This window comes from uncultured Leifsonia sp., from assembly GCF_945957465.1.
In the GTDB taxonomy this organism is placed as follows: domain Bacteria; phylum Actinomycetota; class Actinomycetes; order Actinomycetales; family Microbacteriaceae; genus Leifsonia.
On the sequence record NZ_CAMFLC010000021.1, the window covers coordinates 41342 to 66693 of the forward strand.

Genomic DNA, 25352 nt, shown 5'->3' on the forward strand with positions numbered 1-25352 from the left:
GGCCTCACGGCACCGGCCTCACGGCACCGGCCTCGCGCCCTGGCTAGACGACACCGTGCCGCAGAGCGAACGCCGTCGCCTCGCTCCGGCGGGCGACGCCGATCTTGCGGTACAGCGACGTGATGTGACGCTCGACGGTGCGGTCGCTCAGCCAGAGCACGCCGGCGATCTCCTTGTTGCTGAGGCCCTGGGCGAGCAGTCCGAGCACCTCGACCTCGCGCCTCGTGAGCGCGGCGGACGACGACCGGCCGTCGCCGCCCGTCGCCTGGCCCGGTGCCGTCTCCCGCTGCTTCCCGGACGCGGGCTCGGGCTCTGCCTCCTGCGCCGCCTCGTGCGCCGCCTCGCGCAGGTACCGAGCCAGGCCGGAGAGCTCGGGAGCCACCTCGTCCACCAGCGAGCGCAGGAGCCTGCGCTGATGATGGAGGGCCTGCTCGGCCGCCCGCCGCGCGTCCGTCTCCCGGGCGAGGCGCCGGGCGGTGTGGATCGCGATGGCTGCCTGCCCGACCGCCACGCGCAGCAGCTGCGTCTCGATCGCGGTCGGAAAGTCGGCGCGTGGCGCCGACACCACGACGGTTCCCGAGCCCCACGGAAGGGCGAGTGGGAGGGTGGCCGCACGGCCGGTGCCTGTGCCGCCGAGCGGACGGCTCTCGAGTGCGCCGTCCCCCCGATCGGGAGTCGCGAGTTCCAACAGCCCTGTGGGGGGCCGGGGGCCCGACGGTCGCCAGACCTCGAGGGTCTCGTCGTCGCCGTCATCGAAGCGTGCGTAGGCGCCGTCGAGCTGGAGCACGCCGAACAGCACGCTGAGCAGGCCCGTCGCGATCTCGCGCGGCTCGTGGTCGACCCACAACGCGGGGAGGGCGAGCAGGGCGCTCAGATCGCGCAGCCAGCGACGCGTGTCGACGGAGGGGTCGTCGTCGGGCAGCCCGCCCGGTCCCGGTCGCTCCGTCATGTCGCCCTCCGCCGCCGACCCGGCCATCGCTACCGGGCGGCGCCTGCCGAGCGCTCCGCGAGGAACTGCGACGGGGCGACGAAGAAGGGATTCTCCTGCAGCATCCCGCCGAGATACACCAGCGGGTGCGTTCGCAGGATGTCGAGGATGAAGGTGCCGTCGAACTGCGATGTGTCGTACGAGCAGATGACCACGTGCTCGTGCCGCGCGTGGATGAAATTGGCGCGCGCCTCGAACTCGATGAGCTGGTCGGCGGCGTCGTCGCGTCCGGCGGCCCACCCCATGTCGGCGAGCATCCGGATGCGCGGGGAGGGCTGTGCGATGAGCATCCGGTCGAGCAGGTCGAGCATCGCGGACTGGTCGAACCGCCCGCCGCGCAGATACGTGTCCGTCCAGGTCCGCACGTCGCAGCGGTGCTGTTCGAGCAGCGCAGCGGCGTCGAAGCCGAGGTGCCGCAGCCGGTTGACGGGCGCCGCGGCCTCGGCTGCGTCCACCAGATACAGCAGCCGGTCGCCCTCGTCGACGCCCTGCCGGACGAACGCGTCGAGCACACGATCGTCGACGTCGTGCCCGTTCACGAAGGCGCAGACGTGGCGGTAGCGGTCGAGTACACCACTGGCGAAGGTCGCGGGTGCACTCGCAGCCCGATCGTCTTCCACCATGTCGTCTCTCGATCTGCGAACCCGGGGCCGAGGCTAGCGCAGCCCGGTCGCAGCGCACAACGAGACCGAGCGGTCGGCCCCGCCGAGGACGGCAGTCAGGCCTCCTGGCGCGCTCGGAACGCGATCATGTTCATCCGGTTTCCGCAGCGCACGCTGCAGAACCGCTTGGACCCGTTGCGGGAGAGGTCGAGCAGCAGGCCGTCGCAGTCGTCGGCCGCGCAGCTGCGCAGCCGGTCGTTCTCGTTCGACCGGATCACGTCGACGAGCGCGAGGGCGATCTCGACCCGGATGCGCTCCGCGAGAGGCGCGTCGAGGGCGGTCGCGTGCAGGTGCCAGTCGAATCCGTCGTGACGCATCAGGTAGGGGGAGGCGTGCGCGTCTGCGAGCATCGCGTTGACCTCCGCCACCGCCTCGTCGCGTGGCAGCGTCCAGGCGCGCCGCAGCCGCTCGCGGGTCGCGTGCACCTGGCGCAGTTCCTCCTCGTCGCCGTCGATGCGCCCGGAGTACTGGTTCTCGTGCAGGAGCGCCGCGAGGAGCTCGGGTGTGGCGAGCTCGTCGGTGCCGCTGCGCGAGGCGCTCGGCACGGTGTTGCAGAGCTCGACCGCGAACCGGAGGGCCTCCTCCGCGTCAGGGGCGAAATGCAAGTTGACTCCTTACGTTTCCGAGTACTAGCGTCAGGATCATAACGCACGACACTCCTGACATTCCGAACTCGACAGGCGGCTGCCCATGGCCACGACCCACACCACCCGGGGACTGATCGTCGCGGTCGTCGCCGCGGCCTCCTTCGGTCTGTCCGGAGCGTTCATCAAGCCGCTGCTCGAGAGCGGGTGGTCGCCGGCCGCCGCGGTCAGCGCGCGGGTGCTGATCGGCGGCGTGGTGCTCGCACCCTTCGCTGCGCTCGCGCTGCGGGGCCGGTGGGACACGCTGTGGCGGGGGCGCTGGCGGCTGCTCGGGATGGCGCTGGTCGGGGTCGCCGGCACCCAGGTGCTGTACTTCGCCGCGATCGAGCGCATCCCGGTGAGCACCGCGATCCTCATCGAGTACCTCGCCCCGGTGGTGCTGGTGCTGCTCGTCTGGGTGCGGACCCGCCGCGCGCCCCGGTGGATGGTGCTCGCGGGCTCGGCAGTGGCGATCGCCGGTCTCCTGCTCGTCGTGGCCCCGGGCGGCGGTCACGGCCTCGACGCCGTGGGCGTGGCGCTCGCGGTCGCCGCGATGCTGGGCTGCGCCGGCTACTACGTGATCGCCGCGCGCCCGGCCGACGGCCTTCCGCCCGTCGCGCTGGCGGCGGTCGGCCTCCTGCTCGGCGGCGTCGCGCTGCTCGCCGTGAGCGCGACCGGGCTGTTGCCGTTCGTCGTCAGCTTCCGCGACGTCGAGCTGTTCGGCGGCCCGGCGCCGTGGTGGGTTCCGCTGGCCGTCGTCGGCGTGCTGGCGACCGCCCTCGCCTATGCGGCGGGGATCACCGCGGCCGGCCTGCTCGGATCGCGCCTGAGCTCCTTCGCGGGGCTGCTGGAGGTCGTGGCCGCGACGATCTACGCCTGGCTGCTGCTCGGAGAGTCGCTCGACGCCCTCCAGCTGGTCGGCGGTGTGCTCATCCTGGCCGGAATCGCCCTCGTGCGCGCAGAGCCCGACCCCACGCCCGCGCCCACGCCCACGCCCACGCTCGCCGCGAGATCGGAGGCCGCGAAGGGCACGTCGTTGTCGCTTTCAGCCGCCGAAAGCGACAACAGCGTGCCCCTCGGCTAGGGCAGCTGGTCAGCGACCGCCGGCCCGTCGCGGCGGGGCACCTGAGTGGATCCCCTCAATCCGCCTGATCCTCCCGCATTCGATTGGCGGGAACCCACGATTCGCCCGGCCGCTTCGCGGACGTACCGTCTCCCCATGAGCATCATCGATGACGCACTGACCGCCAATGCCCGGCTCGCCGGCGAGTACGATGCCCGCCTCGGCGGCATTCCCCACCCGAAGATCGCGGTGCTGACGTGTGCGGACCCGAGACTCACCGGCATCGTCCGGCTGATGGGTCTGGATGACGCCGACGTCGACCTGATCCGCAACGTCGGCACTGTCGTGGACGACGATGCCGTGCGCTCGCTCATCATCTCGACCCGGGTGCTCGGCACCCGCGAGATCATGATCATCAACCACAACGAATGCGGTCTGTCGACATTCTCGGGAGACGAGCTAGCGGCGCGACTGACGGACGAGACCGGCTCGGCGCCGATCGCGCCGGCCACCTTCTACAGCTTCACCGATGTGGAGCAGAACACGCGGGAGCAGATGCTCAGAGCTCGGTCGCATCCGTGGATCGACGCGGACATCCCCGTGCGAGGTTTCGTCTTCGACGTCCACACCGGTCGGTTGACCGAGGTGCTGCCCGCACGCTCGGGCACTCCGGCGCCCGCTCGGGCAGCGGCGTGAGCATGCCGAGCCCGCAGATGGAGGCCGTGCTCGCGACGTTGAGGCAACGCCAGCGCGACGCCGCAGGTCGGGCGCCTCGGTCGCTCGAGGAGCTCAGGGCGGATTTCGTCCCTGCTGATGCGATCCACCCGATACCCGATGACGTGCGGGTAACGCCCACCACCGCCGGAGACGCGCCCGGATACTGGCTGGACGCCCCCGACGTCGACAGGACGCGGGTCCTGCTCTTCCTGCACGGCGGCGGCTTCCAGCTGGGTTCGCTGACCAGCGACGGCGAACTCGCGGCGCGCATCGGCCGAGCGGCCGGCATGCGGGTGCTGTTCCTCGACTACCGGCTCGCACCGGAGCACCCGTTCCCGGCCGCGCTCGACGACGTGCGGGCGGCCTGGACCTGGTTGTGCGCCGCCCAGCAGCTCGATCCGCGGGCGTCGGCGGTCGCGGGCGACTCGGCCGGCGGCGGACTGGCCGTGTCGCTGCTCGTCGCTACCCGCGACGCGCGAGCACCCCTTCCCGCAGCGGCCGTGCTGCTGTCGCCGACCGTCGACCTGACCTGCTCCGGCGCCTCGATGACCGACCGTGTCGGGCAGGATCCGATCTCGACCCCTGAACTCCTGAAGCGGCTGGCCTCGGATTATCTCGCGGGCGCCGACCCGCGAACGCCTCTGGCGTCGCCGCTGTTCGCGCCGCTCTCCGGCCTGCCGCCGCTGCTCATCCAGGTCGGCACCGCCGATCTGCTGCTCAGCGACGCACAGCGGCTGTCGAGCGCCGCCTCCCGCGCCGGCGTTCCGGTGACTCTGGAGATCGGCGACGGCCTTCCGCACGTCTATCAGCTCGACGCCGGAGCTCCGGAAGCTCGCGCGGCCACCGAGCGCATCGGATGTTTCCTCCGCTCGCACACCGCCGAAAGCGACAGCAGCGTGCCCCTCGGCTGAGGAGCCGGCTCAGCTCAGCGTCGCCTCCAGCCGCACCTCCGCCCGCGGCGGAACCACGGCCGGGTGCGTGCCGGCCATGGCCTCCAGCACGCGGACCACCTGGCACGAGTACCCGTACTCGTTGTCGTACCAGACGTAGAGCACCACGTTGGTCTCGTCGGCGATGGTCGCGAGGCCGTCGACGATGCCGGCCCGGTGGGAGCCGACGAAGTCGCTGGAGACGACCTCCGGCGACTCGACGTAGTCGATCTGCTGGCGCAGCCGGGAGTGCAGCGAGACGCGGCGCAGGTAGTCGTTGATCTGGTCCTTGGTGGCGGGTCGGTCGAGGGTGAGGTTGAGGATCGCCAGCGAGACGTCCGGGGTGGGGACGCGGATGCTGGAGCCGGTGAGCTTGCCTGCGAGCTGCGGAAGCGCCTTGGCGACGGCTTTGGCGGCGCCGGTCTCGGTGATGACCATGTTGAGCACGGCGGAGCGGCCGCGGCGGTCGCCCTTGTGGAAGTTGTCGGTGAGGTTCTGGTCGTTCGTGAACGAGTGGACCGTCTCCACGTGGCCCCGTGCGATCCCATACGCCTCGTCGACGGCCTTCAGCACCGGCGTGATCGCGTTGGTGGTGCAGGAGGCCGCCGACAGGATGCGGTCGCCGTCGGTGATCGTGTCGTCGTTGATGCCGTGGACGATGTTCTTCAGCGGCGTCTTGCCCGGTGCCGTCAGCAGGACGCGCGCCACCCCGGGCGCAGCCAGATGCTGGGCGAGCCCCGCTTCGTCGCGCCAGCGGCCGGTGTTGTCGACCACGATCGCGTCATGGATGCCGTAGCCGACGTAGTCGACGCTCGCGGGGTTGTCCGAGTAGATCACTTGGATGCGCGTCCCGTTGGCGATGAGCACGTCGTTGTCGGTGTCGACCGTGACCGCCCCAGGGAAGGGCCCGTGCACCGAGTCGCGCGCGAGCAGGCTGGCGCGTTTGTGCAGGTCGTTGTCCGACCCGCGCCGCACGACGATCGCGCGCAGCCGCAGGCCGTTGCCGTTGCCGGCGTGGTTGATCAGGATGCGCGCCAGCAGGCGTCCGATGCGCCCGAACCCGTAGAGGACGACGTCGGTCGGGCCGGCCGCGTACGCCGGGTGCGCCGCGTCGATCTCTGCCCGCAGCCGCTCGGCGACGGCCTCCCCGTCGAGTCCGCGCACCGACATGGCGAGCCGTGCGACGTCGATGGAGGCCGGTTCCGGTGCGATCGTGAGCAGCGCGGCGAGAACGACGCCCGTCTCGTCGAGTGTCAACTCGTCGTGCCCGAGCTCGCGCGCGCGATCGTGCACCGAGATGACGCCGGTCGCCGACAGGTTGATGAGGCGGTGGCCGTGGATGGAGGTGACCACGCCGTGGTCGCGGTAGAGCCGCCCGATCAGCGGGATGAGCTGCTCGGCCCGCTCCTCGCGGGCGACCCACGCCGCGCGGTGGGACTCGAAGGCGTGCGGGAATTCGTCGTTGAAGGCGGTCACTCTCGGTTCTCGGGTCCTTCTGCGCTGGTGAACGCGTCGTGGGTGGGGCGTGCGGGATGGCCGCGAAGCGAGCCTAAGTGTCGCCCGCCGTAAGATTCGCGGAAATGCGCTGGAAAGAATCGTTGTTCTTGCGCTTGCGGCAAAACGCGATTCATTCGTCGCACCCATGAATCTTATAATCAACGCCTGTTTGACCGTTGAATCCTCGCGTACTTAACATCGGTGTAGGACGTCGTCGCTGCTGCCCTCGCGACCGCGTCCGGCGCGACGGTGCGGTTCTGATGTCCGCACCCTGAACCCGCGCCCCGCGACCTCACGGCCGCCGCACCACCCCGAGGAACCATGCTGGACCTGAGGATCGAAGTCGTCGCCCGCAACGAACTGGGCGCCATCGTCGCGCTCGTCACTCCGCACGGCGTCGTCGACGCGCAGCACGCCTCGTCGCAGATCGCGCGCGGCGAGGCGACGTACGTGACCGGCCCCGACTCGTACTCGCGCGTTCCCGTCCGCGCGATCTCCACCCTCGGGGGCGCCTACCTGTACGCGAACTGGGACGGCACGCAGCGCAACAACCTCCACGACCTGGCCGCCGTGCGCGTGCGGACACCCCCGGCGGACGCGGTCGGCGACGCGCTCGCGACCGTCTGGTCGACGCGCCGCGGGCAGGTCGCCGCGCTCTGGGGGCGTCTCTTCCCGGCCTCGACACGACCACGCCAGGGCGCACGCAGCGCATAACGGCCCGCTGTACGTCCGAGAGCGACGCGGCCGACGCGGTGAAGCTCGCGCGACCTCGCGATCCGTTGGGCGGACCCACCTCAGGAGGCCGCGATGTCACAAATCCTCCTGCCGATCGGTCTCAGTCGGTGACGGTGACCGAGGACACCACCTCGGCCGGACGGAGGCAATCGGATGACCGCGATCGCACACGGCACGAGAAGGCGGACCCTCGGCCCGGCCCTCCGGCGGGGCGGCTGGGCCGCATGGGAATGGCTTGCGCGGCCCGTCCACTATCGCTCGGTGCACCGGCTGCAGACCGCAGCGGAGGCCGGCGACACGGAGCGGTTGCGCTCCCTGCTCGCGCCGACGGTCGCGGTCGTGGTCGACTCGGGCAGCGGTGACCCGTCGGGACTGCGGGTGATCCAGGGCGTCGCGAACGCGGCGGTGGTGCTCGAACACGGCTTCGCGCGCGTCGACGGCGTGTTGGTCGATGCACGGTCGGTCAACAGCCAGGCCGGCCTCATCATCAGCCGCGCCGGCACCCCGATCGCCTCCGTCGCCGTCGACTTCACCGGCCGCCTCGTCTCGATGGTCTGGGTGCGCCTGAACCCGGTGGAACGCCGGCACTGGAACAGCGTCTACGCCTGAGCGGACCCGCAGATGCTCAGCTCGACGCATCCGGCGGTGGGTGGGACCAGCCGTGGTCTGCTTGGCGCTACCCGGGGAGGGGCCGCCTGAAACCCTGTGCTCCCGCGCTTACCTCGCGGCTCGGCCGGACGCGTCGACAGCTCGGACAGTCGACATGGTAGAGCTGTAACGCCCTGTGCGGAACCTGTCACATCCGGGAGGTCTGCTCGGTCAGAGCAGGTGACGGCGCGACCGCGCCGCCGCAACGAAGGGATGAACATGAAGATCGTCGTCATCGGCGGAACCGGCCTCATCGGCCGCCCGCTCGTCGAGCAGCTCCGCCAGGCCGGGCACGAGGTCGTCCCGGCCTCCCCGTCGACCGGCGTCGACACGGTGACCGGTGCGGGCGTGGACGCGGCGCTCGCCGGCGCCGCCGTGGTCGTCGACGTGGCCAACTCGCCGTCGTTCGACGACGGCCCCGTGCTGGAGTTCTTCGAGCGCAGCACCGGCACGCTCGTCGAAGCGGAGAAGAGGTCGGGCGTCGGCCACCACGTCGTACTGTCGATCGTCGGCGCCGACCGGATGCCCGACATCGGCTACATGAGGGCCAAGGTGCGGCAGGAGGAGATCGTCCGGGGCAGCGGGGTGCCGTTCACGATCGTGCGGGCCACGCAGTTCTTCGAGTTCCTCTCCGCGCTCGCCGAGGGCGGAGCGGCCGGCGACACCATCACCCTGTCTCCGGTGCTCATGCAGCCGATCGCCGCGGCCGACGTGTCGCAGGCGCTCGCCGCCGTCGCGCTCGCCGAGCCGGCGAACGCCCTCGTCGAGCTCGCCGGCCCGGAACCACTGCGCCTCGCCGACGCTGCAAGGGCGGTACTCGGCAGTCGCGGTGACACCCGCGAGATCATCGCCGACGACTCCGCCGGCTACTTCGGCGGAACCGTGACCGACGAGTCGCTCGTTCCCGGTCACGACCCGAAGGCGGTCGCGCAGCTGCGCGGCGCGACCTCCCTCGCGGAGTGGATGCGCCGCTAGCATCGAACCCATGTCCCGACCCGATGCGACCGCGGACGAGCGCAGCGGCGACGACCTCGCGTCCGCCGTCGCGACCTTCGCGGAGGTCCGTCCGCGGCTGTTCGGCATCGCCTACCGGATGCTCGGCACCGTCGCGGACGCCGAGGACATCGTGCAGGACACCTGGCTGCGCTGGCAGGCCTACGATCGCTCCACCGTGCGCGAACCCGCCGCATTCCTGGCCACCATCGCGACGCGCCTCGCGATCACCGCGGCGACCTCCGCGCGCGCACAGCGCGAGACGTACATCGGGCCGTGGCTCCCGGAGCCTGTCGATACCTCTCAGGACCCGACCCTGGGCGCTGAGCGCGGCGAAGCCCTGAGCGTCGCCGTGCTCGTGCTGCTTGAGAAGCTGTCACCCGCCGAGCGCGCGGCGTACGTGCTGCGTGAGGCGTTCGACTACCCGTACGCGGACATCGCGGGGGTCATCGAGACCAGCGAGCAGGCCGCCCGGCAGCTGGTCAGCAGGGCGCGCAAGCACCTCGCGGCCGAACGGAAGTCGCGCGCCGTCGGAGACGACGAGCGCATGCGCCTCCTCACCGCGTTCATGGCGGCGGCCGTGGAGGGCGACATGGGCGCCCTCGAGAAGCTGTTCGCCGACGACGTCGTCTCGCTCTCCGACGGCGGCGGTGTCGTGCGGGCGACGCGCATCCCCGTCGTCGGCGCCGTCACCGTGGCAAAGTACATCCACGCGTTCGCCTCGCGGTTCTGGGCGGGATCGGCCCTCCACCTGGTCGAGCTCAACGGCGGTCCGGCGTTCGTGGCCACCCGTGATGGCGAAGTCTTCGCCTCCGTCACGGCCGATCTCGACGGCGCCGGCATCCACGGCCTCTTCTGGGTCCTCAATCCGGACAAGCTGGGGCACGTCACCGCCGCCTGACGGCCCGCCGGGGCGATGTCACAGAACGGTCCCCTGTCCGGTCATAACCGGTGAGGGCGGGAGGTCTGAAGATGAGGCAGGCACTGACGGAGAGGGACTCGCGAGCGGCGGAGCGGACCGCGGCCGGGCGACGGATAGCCGCGGCCCGTGCCGAACTCGGGGGTCGCCGCGTCTCGCTGCACTGGTCGAACCTGTTCGGCGTGGTCGCCCTCGCGTGCGTCGTCGTGCTCTTCGTCACCGGCCTCCTGCTGCTGTTCTGGTACGCGCCGTCGGGCCGGGGCGTGACCTACGAGGGCTCGTACGGCCCGCTCGCCGGGCAGGAGGCTTCCGCCGCGTACGTGTCGATCCTGCGCACCTCGTTCGACATCCCCGGCGGCCTCCTCGTGCGGCAGGCCCATCACTGGGCCGCGCTGCTGCTGCCCGCCGCGATCATGATGCAGCTCGCCGTCGCGTTCTTCACCGGAGCGTTCCGGCGCCGGCGCGGCTCGTGGCTGGTGCTGTTCGGGCTGCTGGTCGTCGCGCTCGCGGGAGGCCGGAGCGGCTACGCCCTCCCCGACGACATGCTCTCCGGCACAGGCCTGCGGATCTTCCAGGGCATCCTCCTCGGCATCCCGGTCGTCGGCACCTGGCTGTCGTGGCTGGTCTTCGGAGGTGGGTTCCCGGGATGCATCATCGAGAACCTCTACCCCGTGCACATCGCCGTGGTTCCCCTCCTCCTGGTCGTGCTGCTCTGGCTGCGCGCGCGGCTCGCGTCCCGCCAGGAGCCGAGACGGTACCCGGGAGAGATCGGCGTGGCGGTGTTCCCGGACGCGGCGGTGCGCGCCGGAGGGCTCTTCGCGATCGTGACCGGTCTCCTCGTGCTGATGGCCGCGACCGTGACGGTCGCACCGGTCTGGCTGTTCGGGCCGTCGTCACCGGGTGACGCGTCGGCCGGAAGCCAGCCCGACTGGTACACCGGGTTCCTCGACGGCGCGCTGCGACTGGTACCGCCCGGGTGGGAGGTCGTGTGGCTGGGTCGCACCTGGACGCTCGCGATCCTCGTACCGTTGGCGGTCGTCGGCGCGTTCCTGCTCGCCGTCGCGGTCTACCCGTTCTTCGAGCAGTGGGTCCGTGGCCCCGGCGAAGACGATGCGTTGCTCGACCGCCCCCGCAACGAGCCGACCCGCACGGCGCTCGGCGTGGCCGGCATCGTCTTCTATGGGGCGCTCTGGGGAGCGGGCAGCGCCGACCTCCTCGCGACGCATTTCAGCATCGGGCTGGAGGCGGTGGTGCACGGGTTCCAGGCGCTCGTGGTGCTCGGACCGGTCGCAGCGTTCCTCCTCACGCGGAGGGTGTGCCTCGCTCTGCAGAAGAAGGACAGGGGACTGCTCCTGCACGGCTACGAGACCGGTCGCATCGTCCGGCTGCCCGGCGGGCGGTACGTGGAGGTGCACGCGCCCGTTCCGGAGGCGGAGCGCGTACAGCTCGGCGGCCCGCGGGCCGTGGCCGCCGCCGTCGTCCGTCCCGATGAGTCCGGGAGGATACGCATCGGGAAACTCATCCGGGCGCGCCTTGCGCGTGCGTATCTCGAGGACCGGCTCGAACCGGCGCCGCTCGCGCGGATCGAGGCGGCCGCGGAAAGGGACCGGGTGGATGAGGCGACCGCTGGCCGGGCCGGAGCGGCCTGAGCCCGACCGTCGTCTCGCGCTCGAGGTGCTGCGCGCCCTCCGGGCCGGCGATGTCGAGCAGCTGCTGCGCGTCATCGGGCCGCATCCACGCGTCGTCGTCGACGGCTGCGGCCACGGCGACGAGTTGCGGCTGCAGTGTGCGATGCTCGACTGCCCGGTGAGTCGTGTGGTGGCGGCCGCGTTGCGCTGGGAGCTGCGTTCGGTGAACGGCGGACCGGGATTGGTCGGCAGCCGTTCGGGGCGGGTGGTCGTCGTCGCGGTGCTCGTCGGGGCCGTCGGCGACGCGACGGAGCTCTGGGTCGTCGCGAACCCCGACAAGCTCCGGAGCTGGAGCTCGGGATCCGCGACCGAGCGGCTCTAGACGCCCCCGCCCCCGCCGCCGCCTCCTCCGCCGCCGGAGAAGCCGCCGCCTCCCGTGCCGCCGGACGACGAGCTGCTCGCCATCGTGGTGCTGGCGGAGATCCCGCTGACCATCGACGCGAGCGCGGCCGCGTTGAACGCGGTCTGACCGGAGTACCAGCCCGGCGTCTGCCCGGTCTGCTCGTAGAACCTCCCGAGTTCGGCCAGCCACTTCTTCTCTTCGCCGAAGAGCACCGCCCACGGGAGGAGTCGCTCGGTGAGCTGGAGCATCTCGCGCGGGTCGTCGACGGCGACCCGTGCGCGCTCGGCACCCTGCGGCGACTGGAGGTAGCGGATGCGGTCGGCCTCGGCGAGCTCGACGTACATCCGCAGGCCGCGCACGTACTCCTGGAGCGCCGTGCCGGAGCCGGTCAGGGGCGAGTGCGACAGCAGGACCGCGGTGCCGACGAAGAGGGCGACCGAGCCGAGGAGGATGCCCACCGGCCACCCGCCTCCGTAGACGCCCACGAGACAGAGGATCGCACCGACCGCGGCGAGCAGGGTCGCGCCCAGGGCGCTGAAGAACAGCGCACGGATCGGCCCGCGCGGCCCGGTGGTGCGGTAGCCCAGCTTGGCGGCGTCACGGTGCACGCGTTTCAGGAGCGACTGGATGGAGCGCGCGACACGTGGGTTGGACGACCCGAGTTCGAGGGTGTCGCCCGGCGTTAGCGGCTCTCCGAACAAGGCACGGAGGAACTGGAGTTCGTCGGCGGTCGGTTGCGGTCGGCGCAGCGCCTCCCGGCCCGTCGCCTCCGTCGAGACGAACTCGAGTGTGTAGGAGGCGCGGCCGAAGAAGCCCTTCGCGGCCTCCAGCACCCGCATCCGGCCCGAGACGGCGAGGTCGAGCGTCTGCGCCGGAACCGCCTTCTTGGTGAGCCCGGCGATGTCCGCCGCGAGCAGCAGACCCTCCGGGGGCGGGACGTACTCGGGGATGATCGTGCCGCGCCCGGGAGCATCGGCCAGCAGGCGCACCCGCGCGACGGCGGAGCCGATCAGAGCGAGGAGGGCGATGACGAAGCCGGCGACGGCCGCGAAGCCCCAGCCGGTGTCGAACAGCCCGTCGGCGCGCGCCGTGAAGGTGCCGGCGGCGAACCCGATCGCGAACGTGAGGTTCTCGTGCGGGCCGAGCCGCTCGGCGCTGAACCGGTACCCGTCGGCGGTGCGCTCGACGGCTGCGACGTCGGTGGAGCCCTGGGCGCCGCGGTACGCGGACGCCGCGCCCTGCAGGGCTCCGGCCAGACCGGAGCCGAGGTGCACGGTTGCCGTCACCCGGTCGAACGGCTGTGCCCACTCCGTGCCGTTGGTGTCCCAGTAGAACTCGTCGTCGCGGGTGTCGCCGAAGTAGCGCGTGACGTTCGACTGCCGGTAGGTGATGACGTACGTCTGGTCGCCGTGGACGTAGTCTTTGGCGGCGATCGTCAGCGTGAGGATCCCGCTGTCGGATTCGCTGGTATACGGCCGCGGGGTGCCGTTCTGGTCGGTGACGGACAGGACCTTCAGGTCGGTCGGGTGGCCGTCGTAGTCCTCGACGAGCTCACGCCGGATGCCGTGGTTCTGGTCGGTGCTGGGGAAGCGCGCCACCAGCGTCTCCACGGTCGTGAGCGTCGAGTGCCCCGCGGCGTCGCGGCCGAGCCGGTAGTCGCCGTCGAAGCTCGCGAAGGTGAAGTCGTCGACGCCCGTCCGGGCGGTGTGCGCGGCCCGGGCATCCGCGTGCGCCGGGTGGATGCCGGCGGGAGCGGCGGCGACCAGCACGAGCGCGACCAGCGTCGCGGCGAGGGAGGCCGAAAGCACCCTCCAGCTGCGACGCGCCGTCCGCGTACCTCGCACGCGCACCCCCTGTCCTGCCGTCCACCCCCTGCGTGGTGGAGTTCGGCCGCCGGCCCGCCCGGCAGCGCGTGTCCATCCTCACACGGCTACCGGTCGGCACCGTCACGGAATCAGGACGCGATCTCCGACTCGGCGGCCGAGCGTTCGCCGACCGGGCGCCGACGCAGCCGCGCGTCGCCCACCTCAGGCCCGCGGTACACCATGTCCATCGCGCCGATGCTCTCGCCCGGCGCGACGATCGCGTCGATGCGGTCGAGCACGTCGTCGGACAGTTCCAGCTCGCTGCCGGCCAGCGTGTCCTCCAGCTGCTCGAGAGTCCGCGCGCCGACGATGGCCGAGGTCACGGCGGGGTGCGCGGTGACGAAGGCCATGGCGAGATGGGTGAGGCTCACGCCGATCTCGTCGGACAGCCGGAGCAGTTCCTCGACGGCGGCGAGCCGACGTTCGTCGCGGAAGTGCCGCATCCCCGTGCGCACCGATCGGAAGTTGGCGTTCTCGCCTCCGGCCCGGTACCGGCCGGTCAACGTGCCGCCGGCGAGCGGGCTGTAGATGAGCGTCCCCATCCCGTAGCGCTGCGCCACCGGGAGGACCTCGGTCTCGATCTGCCGGTCGAGCAGGGAGTAGTTCGGCTGTTCCGTGCGGAAGCGCTCGAAGCCGCGGCGCTCGGAGACCCACTGCGCCTCCACGATCTCGGACCCGCGCATCGACGACGAACCGATCGCCCGCACCTTGCCCTGCCGCACCAGGTCGGTGAGCGCCGAGAGGGTCTCCTCGATGTCCGTGCCGGGCTGCGGGCGGTGCAGTTGGTAGAGGTCGATGTAGTCGGTCTGCAGCCGGCGCAGCGACCCCTCCACCGCCTGCATGATCCAGCGGCGGGATGCCCCGCGGTGGTTGATGTCGTCGTCCACCGGTCCCGAGAACTTGGTCGCGAGCACCACCTGATCGCGTCGGCCGACGAGCGCCTCGCCGACGACGTCCTCCGAGTCGCCGTAGCGGTCGGCCGTGTCGATGAAGGTGATCCCTGCATCCAGTGCCCGGTGGATGACGCGGATGCCGTCGCGTCGGTCCGGGTTGCCCAGCGCTCCGAGCATCATCGCCCCGAGCGCGTAGGTGCTCACCTGGATGCCGGTCGCCCCCAGAGGTCGGTATCGCATCATTCCCTTCTCCCTTCTGGCGTCCGTCGAGGAGGCCGTGACATGATGAGTAAACGGGACATTGTCCCGCTAAGCGAATATACGGGACAGTGTCCCACTTAGCAAGGAAACGGGGAGGCTCCATGCCGCGCGCAGACGCCCAGCGCAACGTGGACGCGCTGCTGAGCGCCGCCAAGGACGAGTTCACGGCCCACGGCGTCGACGTGCCCGTCCGCGCCATCGCCGCGCGCGCCGGCGTCGGAACGGCCACCCTCTACCGGCATTTCCCGCTGCGGTCGGACCTGATCGCGGCGGTCTTCCGTCGCGAGATCGACGACGTCACCGCGCTCGCGGCCCGACTGGCGGCAACGCACCCGCCGGTGGAGGCGCTCGAACTCTGGGCGCAGCGCTACACCGAGTTCGTGGCCACGAAGCACGGCCTCGGCGCCGCCCTCCACTCGGGCGACCCGGCGTACAGCGGGCTGCGTGAGTACTTCGAGGGCAACGCCGGCCCCGCCCTGCAGCGCCTGCTGGACGAGGCCGCCGACGCGGGCGAGATCCGCCCGGGCGTCGACGCCATCGAGTTGATCGGTGCGATCGCCAACCTCTCGGCACCGCCCCCGGGCGAGCGCGGCTCCGAACGCGCCGGCCGCATGGTCGGCCTCCTGCTCGACGGGCTCCGCTACGGGGCGACCGCCGGTGGGAGACTGAACGGATGACCATCCTCCACCTCGCTCACCGCGACGACTGGGAGACGGCGGTGGCTACCGGCGAGTACCGCACGTCCACACGGGGCGCCACGCTCGACGAGGTCGGTTTCATCCACGCGTCGTACCCGGATCAGCTGCCGCGCGTTGCGGCCTTCGTTCACGCGGGCGACGACCAGGAGCTGTGCGTGCTCGTGCTCGACGACGAGCTCATCCGCGCCGACGGCGTGCGCGTGGTCGACGAGGACGGCGGCGACGGCGAACTGTACCCGCACATCTACGGGCCGCTCCGACCGCGCTGGGTGGTGGAGGTGCGCCCGGCGGGCTTCGATGCGGGCGGGGTGTTCTGGTACCGAAGTGGGCCGTGTGATCACCGCGAGCCTGGGCGTCGATCAGTAGGGTTCGACCTGTGACCGCTGAGCCGTTGCCCACACTACGGAGCGCGTTCGGGGCGGGATGCCGGTGAGCATACAGCTGGGCTTGCTACTCGTCGCGTTTGCGCTCGCCATCGCCGCGACGGTGCTGCTGGCACGCCGGAAGCGGGTGGTGGGCTACTTCCTCACCCAGTGCACCTCCGACCGGCCCGAGCCAGAGCTGCGCCGCGACCTCGGCATCGGTGTCGCCCTCATGGCCGTCGCGGGCTACGTGCCGGCGGCAGCGCTGGCCGCCGGTGTGCTCCTGCCATCCACCGCGATCGTGTGGGTCGCCGGAATCGCCATCCCGACCGAACTCCTCGTCTACCTGCTCTACACGATCCGGTTCCAGAACGCTGGACTGCACGTGTTCTTCCTGAAAGGGAACCAGTGATGACGACGGGCTGTATGCGCGAGAAAGGGGCCATGAAGGTCCTGTTCGACCGAACCATCGGCACCATCGGCGGATCGTGACAAACGGTGTCACGTCTCAGGCTAGTTGGGCTTTCTCAAGCTAGTTGGGCGCCTTCCGGATGACACGCCGAACAATTGGTTGGCGCACGTGTGGACTGTCCCCTCTCCTCGCTGGGTAATCACGAGTTTCAGGACCAAACAGAGATCTGATGAAGTGTCACGGATCTTCTTAGAGGGCGAGTTTGTCCGTCCGCAAAGTAGCGCTGTGACGGCACCTCAGTCAAAAGCGGAGGCCCATGAATGGTGAAGCGATACAGCACGATGCGCGATTCCGATAGTCGAGTGTCGGGCTTGGCTGGCACTGTTGGGTCACGGAACAGGAGGGTTCGATGAAGAAGGAAGCTCGGTTGTTGAAGTTGAAAGCCATATCGTCTCTTCTCCTGTCGATCGACCATTTCAATCGACTATCCGATGTGGGGCGGGTCGAATCGGTGTTGATCTTGATGGATCACTCGTTCGAGATGCTGTTGAAGGCTGCGATCCTCAACAAGGGCGGAAGGATTCGTGAACCGCGCCAAGTGAACACCATCGGATTTGATGCATGCGTGAGACGCGGGCTTTCTTCTGAGATGTTCCTCTCGGAGGACCAAGCACTCGTCCTGCAGACACTCAACGGCCTCCGTGACGCTGCGCAGCATCATCTTCTTGAGCTGTCAGAGGGGCAGCTGTATCTCCACGCGCAGTCCGGGGTTACCTTGTTTCGGGATCTTCTGCGCGACGTATTCGATGAGAGCCTTGCCGCGCTACTCCCCGAGCGCGCCCTGCCTATCTCAACAGTGGCGCCGATCGACCCCATCTCGATGTTTGCGGAAGAGATCGAGGAAGTCAGGCGTTTGCTCGCGCCCGGCCGGAGGCGACACGCCGAAGCGACGGCGAAGCTACGCGGGCTCGCAATCGTGAATGGCGCTCTGCAAGGAGAGTTCATTCAACCGAGCGAGCGTCAACTCTCCCAGTTAGGCGAGAAGCTGATGTCTGGCACGAGCTTTGACGACTTGTTCCCTGGGATATCGGCCGTCTCTTTCAACACGGCCGGGGAAGGCGCCGACGTCAGTCTGCGAATCACAAAGAATGAGGGGATACCAGTGCATCTAGTGCCAGAGGGCACGCCGTCCGCCGGTGTGATTGCCATCCGACGCGTCGACGAACTTGGCTTCTACAACCTCTCGCACGGCGATTTGGCCCGAAAGCTCAAGATCACTCCCAACAAGACCACGGCCGCGATTGCCGTTCTGAATCTCAAGGATGACCTCGACTGCTCGAAGGCTTTCAAGATCGGACGGACAGTATTCCAGCGCTACTCGCAGAAGGCCATAGAGCGAATCCAGGCGTTGGTGGACGAGCGTGGCCTCGACGAGGTCTGGGCGCAGTACCGGGCGTTACGTTAGAGGGCGGCCGCTTGACACGACAATCACCAGCGTCTTAATTTGTCGGGCGATGTGCGGCCGCGTCGCAGTCGTCTCGTGCCGGGTCCGGCGGGGTTCCGGCCGCCGCCGGCCGGTGACCCCCGGTCGATCGAACGACGCTGGAGTCCGAGCCCCAGAAACGGAAAGCCACCGGGGCGAACGTAGATGCCATGCCCAAGTAGAACGAGAAAAGCCCAACTGGCTTGAGACGTGACAAACGGAGCGAGTGACGGGAATCGAACCCGCGCTATCAGCTTGGGAAGCTGAGGTTCTACCATTGAACTACACTCGCGCGGCCCGGAATCCCAGTAAAACACTGGGAAGTAAGGCTGCCGCCCAGACTACCCGGTCGATGGTCTTTGGCCAAACTCACCGTTTACTCACCGCTTTGGGATTTCCGGCCCGTAGCTGCACGGTCTGCCCGCCCGCGGCCGTGTATGAGATGCTTGCCGCCGCTCGCATCGGTGATGGAAGCGCGACCCACCCGAGGAGCTACGAATTTCCGTCTTCCGCGTCTCCGTTAGCGGAAGCTTCATCTACGGCCTCAGCCCCGCCACGTACCGCGTTGAAGTACGGCACGAACGCGAGCCGGAACGCGAAGAACCACGCGTAGATGCTCGCGGTGCTTTCGGCCTCGGCTCGTGTGACGAGTCCGTGGGCCACACGGTTGCGGAGGTTCGGTCCGATCGGACCGCAGAAGAGCGCGCGGATGTTCCAGGCGAGGTCCTTGTCGAAGATGTCGTCTGCACCGTCGAGGTCCATGAGGGCGCTGAGCCCGGTTTCGATTTCTGTGTCGTCATCCCGGATAGCGCGGGTTTCGATGCCGTACTGATGGAGGATGTGTCGGACGCTGCCTTCAATCGCGGGTGCGAGGATGAATAGAGCTTCGGTGAACCTTCCGTAGTATCCGTGGTGAATCGCGGTCGCCCAGAGGTCTTCTTGTTCGGGAGCGACGAATGGCGAGCTCCGCACTAGGTGTGCGAAGTCCGTTCTCGTCAGCTGCCGTTGGCTACTTAGTTCGTTGAGGACTGGCAGGACCAGTCCGGGAATGACGATTTCCAACCTCAGCTGGAAGCTCTTCACCATTTGAGCCCAGAGCTCGTCGGGAAGCCCGAGCCGTTCCCGGTTGCCGGTGCTGTGAATCTTTCGGCCGTCGTCGGTGACGGTTGACCGTCCGATGAAGTTGAGCAGTGGATGGTCTGCTGCTTGCTTCCGTGCGGCTTCGACGGCGTCATCGTACTTTTCGAGCGGTGCAGCGGTGAACCACGCCGCGATCGCGTCGAGGGTGTCGGGGATTTCCGTTATCTGTTCGGCGAGCTTCTTGATGCCGGTCAGGTCGACCGTTGTCGATCCGACCGGCATCATCTCGTCGAGAGAGGCAGCGCCGGTCTCGCGGATCAGGCGAGGCAGTTCGGCCAGCCGTGTCTGGGTCTGTTTGCTGCGATGCTTCCTGGGAACGGAGGAGTAGACCGAGTATGCCTTCCCGAGGAAGTCGCGGCGGACCAGCATCGAGTCTGTCCGTTGGCCGGCTTCCTCCCACCACGAGTCCCCGACCTTCTCGAGATAGGTTCCCGTGGCCTCAAGGTTTCCAGAGAACTGAGCCCAACGGAACGCTTCGTAATGGATTTCCCGGTAGAGGTGCGGTGGTGTCGTGTTCGCGCCAAGTGTGGCCAGCCGGGTGTGAATCTCGGATGCCTCGTCGCGGGAGACGCCGGCATTCCGCATCGCCTGGGCGATCCTCCATGCTTCAACTTCGTCGGCGATCTTGAACGTGTTTGATGCGGAGACAATGAGCTGGTTGAGGACGTCCTCGAGTCGGAACCGCGCCGAGAGTTCGATACCGCGCCGCCAGCCGTGGAGGGTTTCCCTGTCGGGGTCGTCCCGGAGTTCGATGCCCGCGTACGCCTCTGCGGCGCGTTTCGCTGCCGTGTAACGGGCGCTTCGATCGTGCTGGCGGACGAAGAGCACGTCGGCGATGCGTGCGGTGAGCCACGGATGGTCTATAGACTCCAGCAATTGCTCGAGGAAGACGAGTTCGTCGTCGGTGAGGTCGGACGGGAGCGCCGAGCGGCCGGTGGAGAAGACAAGCATGGGTGCGAACGGTGCGTCCCAGTTCTCCGGCTGAAGCATCATGCTGAACACTCCGGCGAGGGCTCTCGCGCTTGCCTCGGCGTCCGGGTCGCTGTTTGCGACGCCGCTCGCAAGCTCGTAGAGCATGGCGGATCCGGTGGCGTGATCGTGTTCGAGCGCTGGCTGCCAGGAGAGCCGGTTCAACGCGTCTACGGAAGGGGTGGGATCGGCCATGCGCTCGACGATATCGGGAGGATCTGACGCTGCGAGCGTCGTGTCAGGCTTCCCGGGATCGGGGGCGTCAACTGGGCACGAAGGCTGGCGGCGCCGGAACGGTTGACCGTGGCATCGGGCAAACTGGTGGGGTGGAATGTGAGCCTCCGGCGCCGAGGCCGTTTGGTGTCTCTGCCGATGAAGCAGTCGAGTTGTGCCGCGAATGGATGATCTACCTTGGTGCGGTGGACACTGTCGCGGCGCAAGATTCTGCGCGGCAGCTCTGCGATCTCTATAGTTCTCGCTATCTTGCATGGGTCGACAATCGACGGGGGAATCTGGATGTCGATTCGGTTGAGGATGCCGCTCGGCTTGCTGCCTCTGATGGTCGGCGGGCGGTGATCTTCGTGCGCGGGGGCGTGCGGCCGGTGGCGCAGCAGCGGGCCGACGTGCTTGGCGTGGCTATCCTCTGGTATCACGCGGTCGACGCGACGTTGGCAGGCCGCAGTCGACCCGGTCTTGCCGTCTTGGCCTCAGGGTTGAGGACCGTGTAGCCCCGCGTTAGAAGCTCATTGACCGCGAGGGGACTTCAGCCGAGGCCGAAACTCGGGTCGGATCGGTTCGGGATGCGCGGGCGAGTTCGCGGCGGGCGGCGATCCGGGACTTCCCGAGAGTCTCTTCTCGCGGCTGTCGCAGCATGGTGTCAGCCAATTCGCTGATTGCGGCACGTTTCGTTCCTGCGATAACAATGGCTTCGTTTCCCCCTCTGCCGCGGGTGAGGCCGACGTAGAGTCCGGCTGCGTCGACTCCGGGGCCGACGATGGATCGCTCAGTGGTCTCTCCTTGGACGCCGTACACGGTGCTCGCGTAGCCGAGGTGCAAGTGCGAGCCCGCGTACTCATGCGTGATTTTCCTCAGGTGGGACGAGTCGGTGAGGCTGGCCAGGAGCACGTGGTCTTTGGTGATGCTCTTGATGGTCCAGGTTTGACGGTTTTCCACTCCAGAGGTGCTGTCGTTGCGTCGAGTCTGCACGACATCGCCTACGAAACATGGCTGGTCGGACTGACCAAGGACCTGGCGCTTGGCGCTTAGCGCACCGGACGCGATGCGTTGCATCTGGATGCTGTCGTTGATTTGCTGTGCTTCGGCGTGAGTGGCGGTGACGAGGGCGATCGTCTGCCCGTGCCGGGCCGCATCGAACCAGCCATCGACCATTCTTTGCTGGGCTTCGAGCTCGGTGGTGACGGACGTGGCGTGTCCGGTGTCGATCAGCTCCTCAGCGATCCGCCGGCCTTCTTCAGCGCCGTCGGCGTCGCGGAGTCGCAAAGTGAGGTTGGCCCAGTCGGGGTCGCGGAATCGGTGGATGTTCGAGAGTTCGACTTCGGCGAACGATGCGGATCGGAACAATGCCATGGCGCCGGAGTGTCCAACGGGGAGGGCTTGGTAGTCGTCACCGACTACCGCGATGGTCGACCGGGTGCGCTCGACGACATCCATGAGGGCGTTGGCCGCTTCGAGGTCGAGCATGCCAGCTTCGTCGACGACGATTCGGTCGCCCGGCCGTATCGGGATTCGGGGACCGCGATACTCGGCACCTGTCGTGGCGTCGACTGACCCGGGGAGCAGTCGCGTCCACTCGGTGCTGCCGGAGGAGCTCGTTGTCCAGCGCCATCCGTAGTCGTAGAGGAGTTGGTGGAGGGCGGAGGCGCTGCTGTTTGTTTCTCGTCCGGCGACGGTGGAGGCCTTCTTAGTGGGAGCGACGATGATCAGGTTGCGACCTCGCCGGCGAAGCGCCGCCCCGGCGACCTTGAGCATGGTGGTCTTTCCCGTTCCCGCCGCGCCGGTGATGGAGACGATCGAGGCTGTACCGGCGAGTGCGGCAGCACCGTCGGTCTGGTCGCCATCGAGGACACGCTCCGGGTCGAGCGCGTGGGCTATCGCCGTGATCTCGCCGGTCGAGACGGCATCTCCTGGTGCCGCCATCGCGTCGATCCGGTTCGCGAGAGTGGTCTTCACGATGACTGTCGCGGTTGCCATCCGGTGCTTGACGTGCTTTGGCGGCTCTGGCTCGTTCAGCAATGTCACCGTGTAGGTTCGAGCGGCTGCTTCGGCTATCGCATCAACAGTTGATGCAATCTCACCGCGCTCCGCCAGAACGCCCGAGGCTGCCACCGCGCGAATGGCACCGGCTCGGATGTCCATGTCGCTGAAACGCCCACCCGTGCCGGTTGACCGGGCATCCGCGTCAACGATTGCTCTGGCCGCTAGAAGGTCCAAGTCCAGGTCCTCGATCGAGACAGCAGCATGGGGCGCGGGGACGCGCTCCTGACCCAGCGTCGGGTCAGCCGTCCTCAACTCATGATGGATGAGCTCCGCCCAATCGTTTTCGTCCAGATCATCGGGCTTGTTGGGTCGGCCAGCAGCCCACGCCCAACGGTCGATCTGGTTCAACACATCGTGGGACGGTTCCTGTCCGGGGTGCTGTTGCTTCCACCACGCCGTGCGGACGATCTTGTTGGCTTCGATCTGAGCGGACCGCTTCGACAACGGCCGCACCAAGTGCCGCAGCTGGGCGATTTCCCCGTCCTGATTGAGGGTGAACCCTTTGGCGGCGAGGGCGGTGATCCAAGTGGGGTCGGTGCGGGTGGCGAGGTCGCCTTCGGCGTTGATCACGTTCTGAAACCGCAACGCCACGCGAGTGTCGATATTGGACCACTTGCCGTCGACGCCTTGGACTTTGACGTTCAGCCAGAGATGGCGGTGCTTGTGCGGATCCAACGATCGGGAGCGTTCGTGCCGGAGTTCGACGACCTCGATCCGGGCCAGGTCTTCGCGGATGGCGCCGCCTTTGCCGCGGCGGGCGTTGAGCTCCGCTTGCCAGAGCTTGATGATCCGGTCGCGGAGCCGATCTTGGAGGTCTTCGTAGGCGGCGGCGAGGTCGGGGTCGAGCATGGCGGCGATCGAGAACGACTTGGGCGCGTTGATCGTCGCATCCAGCACCAAGTCGGCGACTGGGGACTCGAGGTCACGGCCGCGGCGCTCACCGGTGAGCGGGTCGAGACCGTCGACCCAGTCCTTGAGTTGGTTGCGGGTGAGGAGGTCGTCGCGGATGGCACCGTGCTCCCCGATGTACCGGGTCATGACCGCGTCGGCGTAGCCGGCGGCGGCGATCACCCCGTCGGCGGTCTTTGCAGTCAGTGTGGCATCACAGACACCGCTGAACGCGTAGTTGACCGCTTGCTTGACTCCATGGGAGGACTGTCCCCGCTTCCATCTGGCTACGCCGCCTCGCACCTGCACTCACCTCCCGCTGACCTCGTCTGGGGCTTCTCGAAACTGGACAGTGTTGTCCTTTCGAAAAAACTCCTTCTACTTAGAACTTCCGGTTCCAAGCCGGTTTTGGCGCGCAAACCGCCCAAATGTCCGAAACCCGCTAGAAATTCATCGGAATCGGGCCGTTCCTCCTTGTCGTGAGCCGTGTCCAGAGACCATGGGATCATCGTCCGCCCGACCACCGACGCGAGCCTGTGACGACTGCAGCTCATCGTGTTCGATCGCGCCGCGGCAGTAGTGCACAAGGGAAGTGCTGGCCTCTTCTGCTGTGAGCTCGGCGAGACTTCCCGCGCAGTCAACGGCGAACTGGGCCGCGGTGCGGTCCTCGAAACCGGTGCCCTCATACCTACACGTTGTGTTTCCCGGCCGGTTTTGACGCGCAAATCCGAAATTCGCAGAAACCGCTCGCATCGCGACCGGATGCCAGGCCTAATAGGCGACCTCCGCAACACGCCAACGCACGGCAGCGGGGCCGAATCGGCAGTCGCGGCTCAGGCGTGTGCGGACTTCAGTGCGGGTTCAGGTGAAGCGAGACGGGTGAGGTTGACGAAGGGCACGCACGCCGTCTCCGCAGTGACGGCGGCGAGCCATCCGACCGGCGTGGACGGATCAGCGGCGATCGCCCACCCGTCCATCACGTAGCGGCTGACGGTCTCGATGCATTCCCGCTTCTCCGATGCGTCTGGGTTAGAGCTCCCTTCCACACCGATGAGTCCGCCCTGCAGTTCCGGTGGCATGTTGCTGGTGTCGATGATGAATACCCGCATCCCACTCACTCCCAAGGTCGATCGTTTTGAGCGCCTTTCCGGCGAGTGATCGAGAGCGAGTGGTAGGTGCGCAGCGCCGGGTCTGTGGAATAGCGGAGCGGAGCGAAGCGGAGTGAGCATATGCCGCGAAAGCCCGGCACGGAGCACCGGGAACGAACTACGATCGAGCGGCGGAAAGGCCCTCAAACCTCATGAGTTCGGCGCCGCCTACGGCGTCCTCGACCATCGGCATGCGGTCATGAATGTAGCCCGTCATCGCCTCGGGTTACGACGCGGGGCCAGTACTCGGACCCCCTGCATCGCCATGTTGCACAGTCGCAAGTAGACGCTGTTGTCCACCGGGACCAGGGTTGCGCAATGCGGATCGCTCGGCGTCGAACGCCGGGGACATGGAGGCAACCGTGTTGACGCGGGAGCCCTTTGGAACCGCGGCTGGCTCGGGCCGTTCCACTTAAGTGCCTGCGTGCATTCGCTCTTTCCTTTGGCTCGTGGTCCCTCTCCTCTTTTGTAATCTCTGGTCTCGTTGGTGTTCCCCCGTTTCTTCGGTCACTTAGCATCGGCCTTATTGGTTCGGGAGGTTGGTCTTTATGGCTAGACGTTTCCCTCGGGAGTTCCGTGTTCGTGCGATCGAGTTAGTCCGAATCAGCGACCGACCCTTGTCCCAGGTCGCCCGCGAGCTCGGCATCTCGAACTCCGCGTTGTATCGGTGGGTGGCGGAGGACGACTTCGCCAAAGCCGAGGCGGAGAAAGCCTCCGGGGTGGTCCCGATCCTGGACGCGGATGAGCAGGCCGAACTGGTCCGACTCCGCAGAGAAGTGCGCCGGCTGGAGACGGAGAACGAGATCCTCAAGCGCGCGGCAGCGTATTTCGCGAAGGAGAACGTGCTCCCAAAACATCTTTCCGACTGATCGAGCAGCTGACGACCGAGAACCCGAAACGGTTCAAAGTCGCGACGGTCAGCCGGCTGTTGGGGGTCTCCCGCTCCGGCTACTACACCTGGGCCAAGCACCAAATCTCCGCCAGGCGGGCGCGGGATGAGGAGATCGCCGCGGTCATCGCACGACTCCGATCGGAGAAGGGGGCGTTCTTCCACACCTACGGGTCGCCGCGGATGCACGCCGAGCTGCGGATGGGTCACGGCTTTGCGATCGGCCGGAAGCGGGTGGAGCGGATCATGCGCGAGCGCGGCT

At 68.2% G+C, this 25352-nt stretch carries 24 protein-coding genes and 1 tRNA gene; 15 read left to right on the forward strand and 10 right to left on the reverse strand.

What is annotated here, in order from left to right; translation table 11 throughout:
* Window positions 1–43 precede the first annotated feature (43 nt).
* The 3 genes from Q0Q23_RS11050 to Q0Q23_RS11060 form a co-directional block, all read right to left on the reverse strand.
* Window positions 44–949, reverse strand: a complete 906-nt coding sequence (locus Q0Q23_RS11050) for a response regulator transcription factor (protein WP_295123265.1) — start codon at window positions 947–949, stop codon at window positions 44–46.
* A 29-nt stretch (window positions 950–978) separates the two neighbouring features.
* Window positions 979–1611: an MEDS domain-containing protein gene (locus tag Q0Q23_RS11055; protein ID WP_295123268.1), complete on the reverse strand. Its 633-nt coding sequence runs from the start codon at window positions 1609–1611 to the stop codon at window positions 979–981.
* Between the two features lie 95 nt (window positions 1612–1706).
* Window positions 1707–2255 carry a CGNR zinc finger domain-containing protein gene (locus Q0Q23_RS11060; RefSeq protein ID WP_295123271.1) on the reverse strand — a complete coding sequence of 183 codons (549 nt, stop codon included), beginning with the start codon at window positions 2253–2255 and terminating at the stop codon, window positions 1707–1709.
* 85 nt (window positions 2256–2340) lie between these two features.
* Between Q0Q23_RS11060 and Q0Q23_RS11065 the strand changes: the two genes are divergently transcribed.
* The 3 genes from Q0Q23_RS11065 to Q0Q23_RS11075 all read left to right on the forward strand — a co-directional run bounded on the left by Q0Q23_RS11065 (window position 2341) and on the right by Q0Q23_RS11075 (window position 4964).
* On the forward strand, window positions 2341–3357 hold the full coding sequence (locus tag Q0Q23_RS11065; RefSeq protein WP_295123274.1) for a DMT family transporter: 1017 nt from the start codon (window positions 2341–2343) through the stop codon (window positions 3355–3357).
* 135 nt (window positions 3358–3492) lie between these two features.
* Entirely contained in the window at window positions 3493–4032 is a 540-nt protein-coding gene (locus tag Q0Q23_RS11070; RefSeq protein ID WP_295123277.1) for a carbonic anhydrase, read from the forward strand.
* 143 nt (window positions 4033–4175) lie between these two features.
* Entirely contained in the window at window positions 4176–4964 is a 789-nt protein-coding gene (locus Q0Q23_RS11075) for an alpha/beta hydrolase (RefSeq protein ID WP_295123280.1), read from the forward strand.
* Between the two features lie 9 nt (window positions 4965–4973).
* Here the strand turns inward: Q0Q23_RS11075 and Q0Q23_RS11080 are convergent, their stop codons facing one another.
* Complete coding sequence (locus tag Q0Q23_RS11080; RefSeq protein WP_295123283.1) at window positions 4974–6458, reverse strand: glyceraldehyde-3-phosphate dehydrogenase; 1485 nt, start codon at window positions 6456–6458, stop codon at window positions 4974–4976.
* A gap of 342 nt (window positions 6459–6800) precedes the next feature.
* Between Q0Q23_RS11080 and Q0Q23_RS11085 the strand changes: the two genes are divergently transcribed.
* The 6 genes from Q0Q23_RS11085 (at window position 6801) to Q0Q23_RS11110 (ending at window position 11784) form a co-directional block, all read left to right on the forward strand.
* Entirely contained in the window at window positions 6801–7193 is a 393-nt protein-coding gene (locus Q0Q23_RS11085; protein ID WP_295123286.1) for a hypothetical protein, read from the forward strand.
* Window positions 7194–7367: 174 nt separating this feature from the next.
* Window positions 7368–7823, forward strand: coding sequence for a hypothetical protein (locus Q0Q23_RS11090; RefSeq protein WP_295123289.1), 456 nt, complete (start codon window positions 7368–7370; stop codon window positions 7821–7823).
* A 258-nt stretch (window positions 7824–8081) separates the two neighbouring features.
* Entirely contained in the window at window positions 8082–8837 is a 756-nt protein-coding gene (locus Q0Q23_RS11095; protein ID WP_295123292.1) for an SDR family oxidoreductase, read from the forward strand.
* A 10-nt stretch (window positions 8838–8847) separates the two neighbouring features.
* Complete coding sequence (locus Q0Q23_RS11100; protein ID WP_295123295.1) at window positions 8848–9756, forward strand: RNA polymerase sigma-70 factor; 909 nt, start codon at window positions 8848–8850, stop codon at window positions 9754–9756.
* A 71-nt stretch (window positions 9757–9827) separates the two neighbouring features.
* A complete protein-coding gene (locus tag Q0Q23_RS11105) occupies window positions 9828–11423 on the forward strand; it encodes a cytochrome b N-terminal domain-containing protein (protein WP_295123298.1) in 1596 nt (531 codons plus the stop codon).
* Window positions 11389–11784 (forward strand): hypothetical protein, encoded by a 396-nt coding sequence (locus Q0Q23_RS11110; protein WP_295123301.1) that lies wholly within the window; start codon window positions 11389–11391, stop codon window positions 11782–11784. The genes Q0Q23_RS11105 and Q0Q23_RS11110 overlap by 35 nt, the downstream gene beginning before the upstream one ends.
* On the opposite strand, the gene Q0Q23_RS11115 is transcribed toward Q0Q23_RS11110, so the two are convergent.
* On the reverse strand, window positions 11781–13613 hold the full coding sequence (locus tag Q0Q23_RS11115) for a DUF2207 domain-containing protein (protein ID WP_295123303.1): 1833 nt from the start codon (window positions 13611–13613) through the stop codon (window positions 11781–11783). The two genes, Q0Q23_RS11110 and Q0Q23_RS11115, sit on opposite strands and share 4 nt — an antisense overlap.
* Before the next feature lie 146 nt (window positions 13614–13759).
* A complete protein-coding gene (locus Q0Q23_RS11120) occupies window positions 13760–14803 on the reverse strand; it encodes an aldo/keto reductase (protein WP_295123333.1) in 1044 nt (347 codons plus the stop codon).
* A gap of 122 nt (window positions 14804–14925) precedes the next feature.
* Here Q0Q23_RS11120 and Q0Q23_RS11125 point away from each other — a divergent pair, with 122 nt between their 5' ends.
* From Q0Q23_RS11125 to Q0Q23_RS11140, 4 genes are all read left to right on the forward strand, one after another.
* The gene (locus Q0Q23_RS11125) at window positions 14926–15501 is read left to right on the forward strand and encodes a TetR/AcrR family transcriptional regulator (protein ID WP_295123306.1); all 576 of its coding nucleotides are present in this window, start codon (window positions 14926–14928) and stop codon (window positions 15499–15501) included.
* Entirely contained in the window at window positions 15498–15902 is a 405-nt protein-coding gene (locus tag Q0Q23_RS11130) for a DUF952 domain-containing protein (protein WP_295123310.1), read from the forward strand. Before Q0Q23_RS11125 ends, Q0Q23_RS11130 begins: the two co-directional genes overlap by 4 nt.
* A gap of 49 nt (window positions 15903–15951) precedes the next feature.
* Complete coding sequence (locus Q0Q23_RS11135; RefSeq protein ID WP_295123313.1) at window positions 15952–16296, forward strand: hypothetical protein; 345 nt, start codon at window positions 15952–15954, stop codon at window positions 16294–16296.
* Between the two features lie 409 nt (window positions 16297–16705).
* On the forward strand, window positions 16706–17761 hold the full coding sequence (locus Q0Q23_RS11140; RefSeq protein WP_295123316.1) for a DUF3644 domain-containing protein: 1056 nt from the start codon (window positions 16706–16708) through the stop codon (window positions 17759–17761).
* A 239-nt stretch (window positions 17762–18000) separates the two neighbouring features.
* Here Q0Q23_RS11140 and Q0Q23_RS11145 read toward each other — a convergent pair.
* From Q0Q23_RS11145 to Q0Q23_RS11160, 4 genes are all read right to left on the reverse strand, one after another.
* A tRNA-Gly gene (locus Q0Q23_RS11145) sits at window positions 18001–18071 on the reverse strand.
* A gap of 200 nt (window positions 18072–18271) precedes the next feature.
* Window positions 18272–20083 (reverse strand): DUF4209 domain-containing protein, encoded by a 1812-nt coding sequence (locus Q0Q23_RS11150; protein ID WP_295123318.1) that lies wholly within the window; start codon window positions 20081–20083, stop codon window positions 18272–18274.
* Between the two features lie 540 nt (window positions 20084–20623).
* Window positions 20624–23236: an AAA family ATPase gene (locus Q0Q23_RS11155; RefSeq protein WP_295123321.1), complete on the reverse strand. Its 2613-nt coding sequence runs from the start codon at window positions 23234–23236 to the stop codon at window positions 20624–20626.
* 650 nt (window positions 23237–23886) lie between these two features.
* Window positions 23887–24162 carry a hypothetical protein gene (locus Q0Q23_RS11160; protein ID WP_295123324.1) on the reverse strand — a complete coding sequence of 92 codons (276 nt, stop codon included), beginning with the start codon at window positions 24160–24162 and terminating at the stop codon, window positions 23887–23889.
* Window positions 24163–24749: 587 nt separating this feature from the next.
* On the opposite strand from Q0Q23_RS11160, the gene Q0Q23_RS11165 reads away from it, so the two are divergent.
* Both Q0Q23_RS11165 and Q0Q23_RS11170 read left to right on the forward strand, forming a co-directional pair.
* On the forward strand, window positions 24750–25070 hold the full coding sequence (locus Q0Q23_RS11165) for a transposase (RefSeq protein ID WP_295123326.1): 321 nt from the start codon (window positions 24750–24752) through the stop codon (window positions 25068–25070).
* Window positions 25071–25129: 59 nt separating this feature from the next.
* On the forward strand, window positions 25130–25352 hold a 223-nt coding region (locus Q0Q23_RS11170), incomplete at its 3' end, for an IS3 family transposase (protein WP_295123328.1).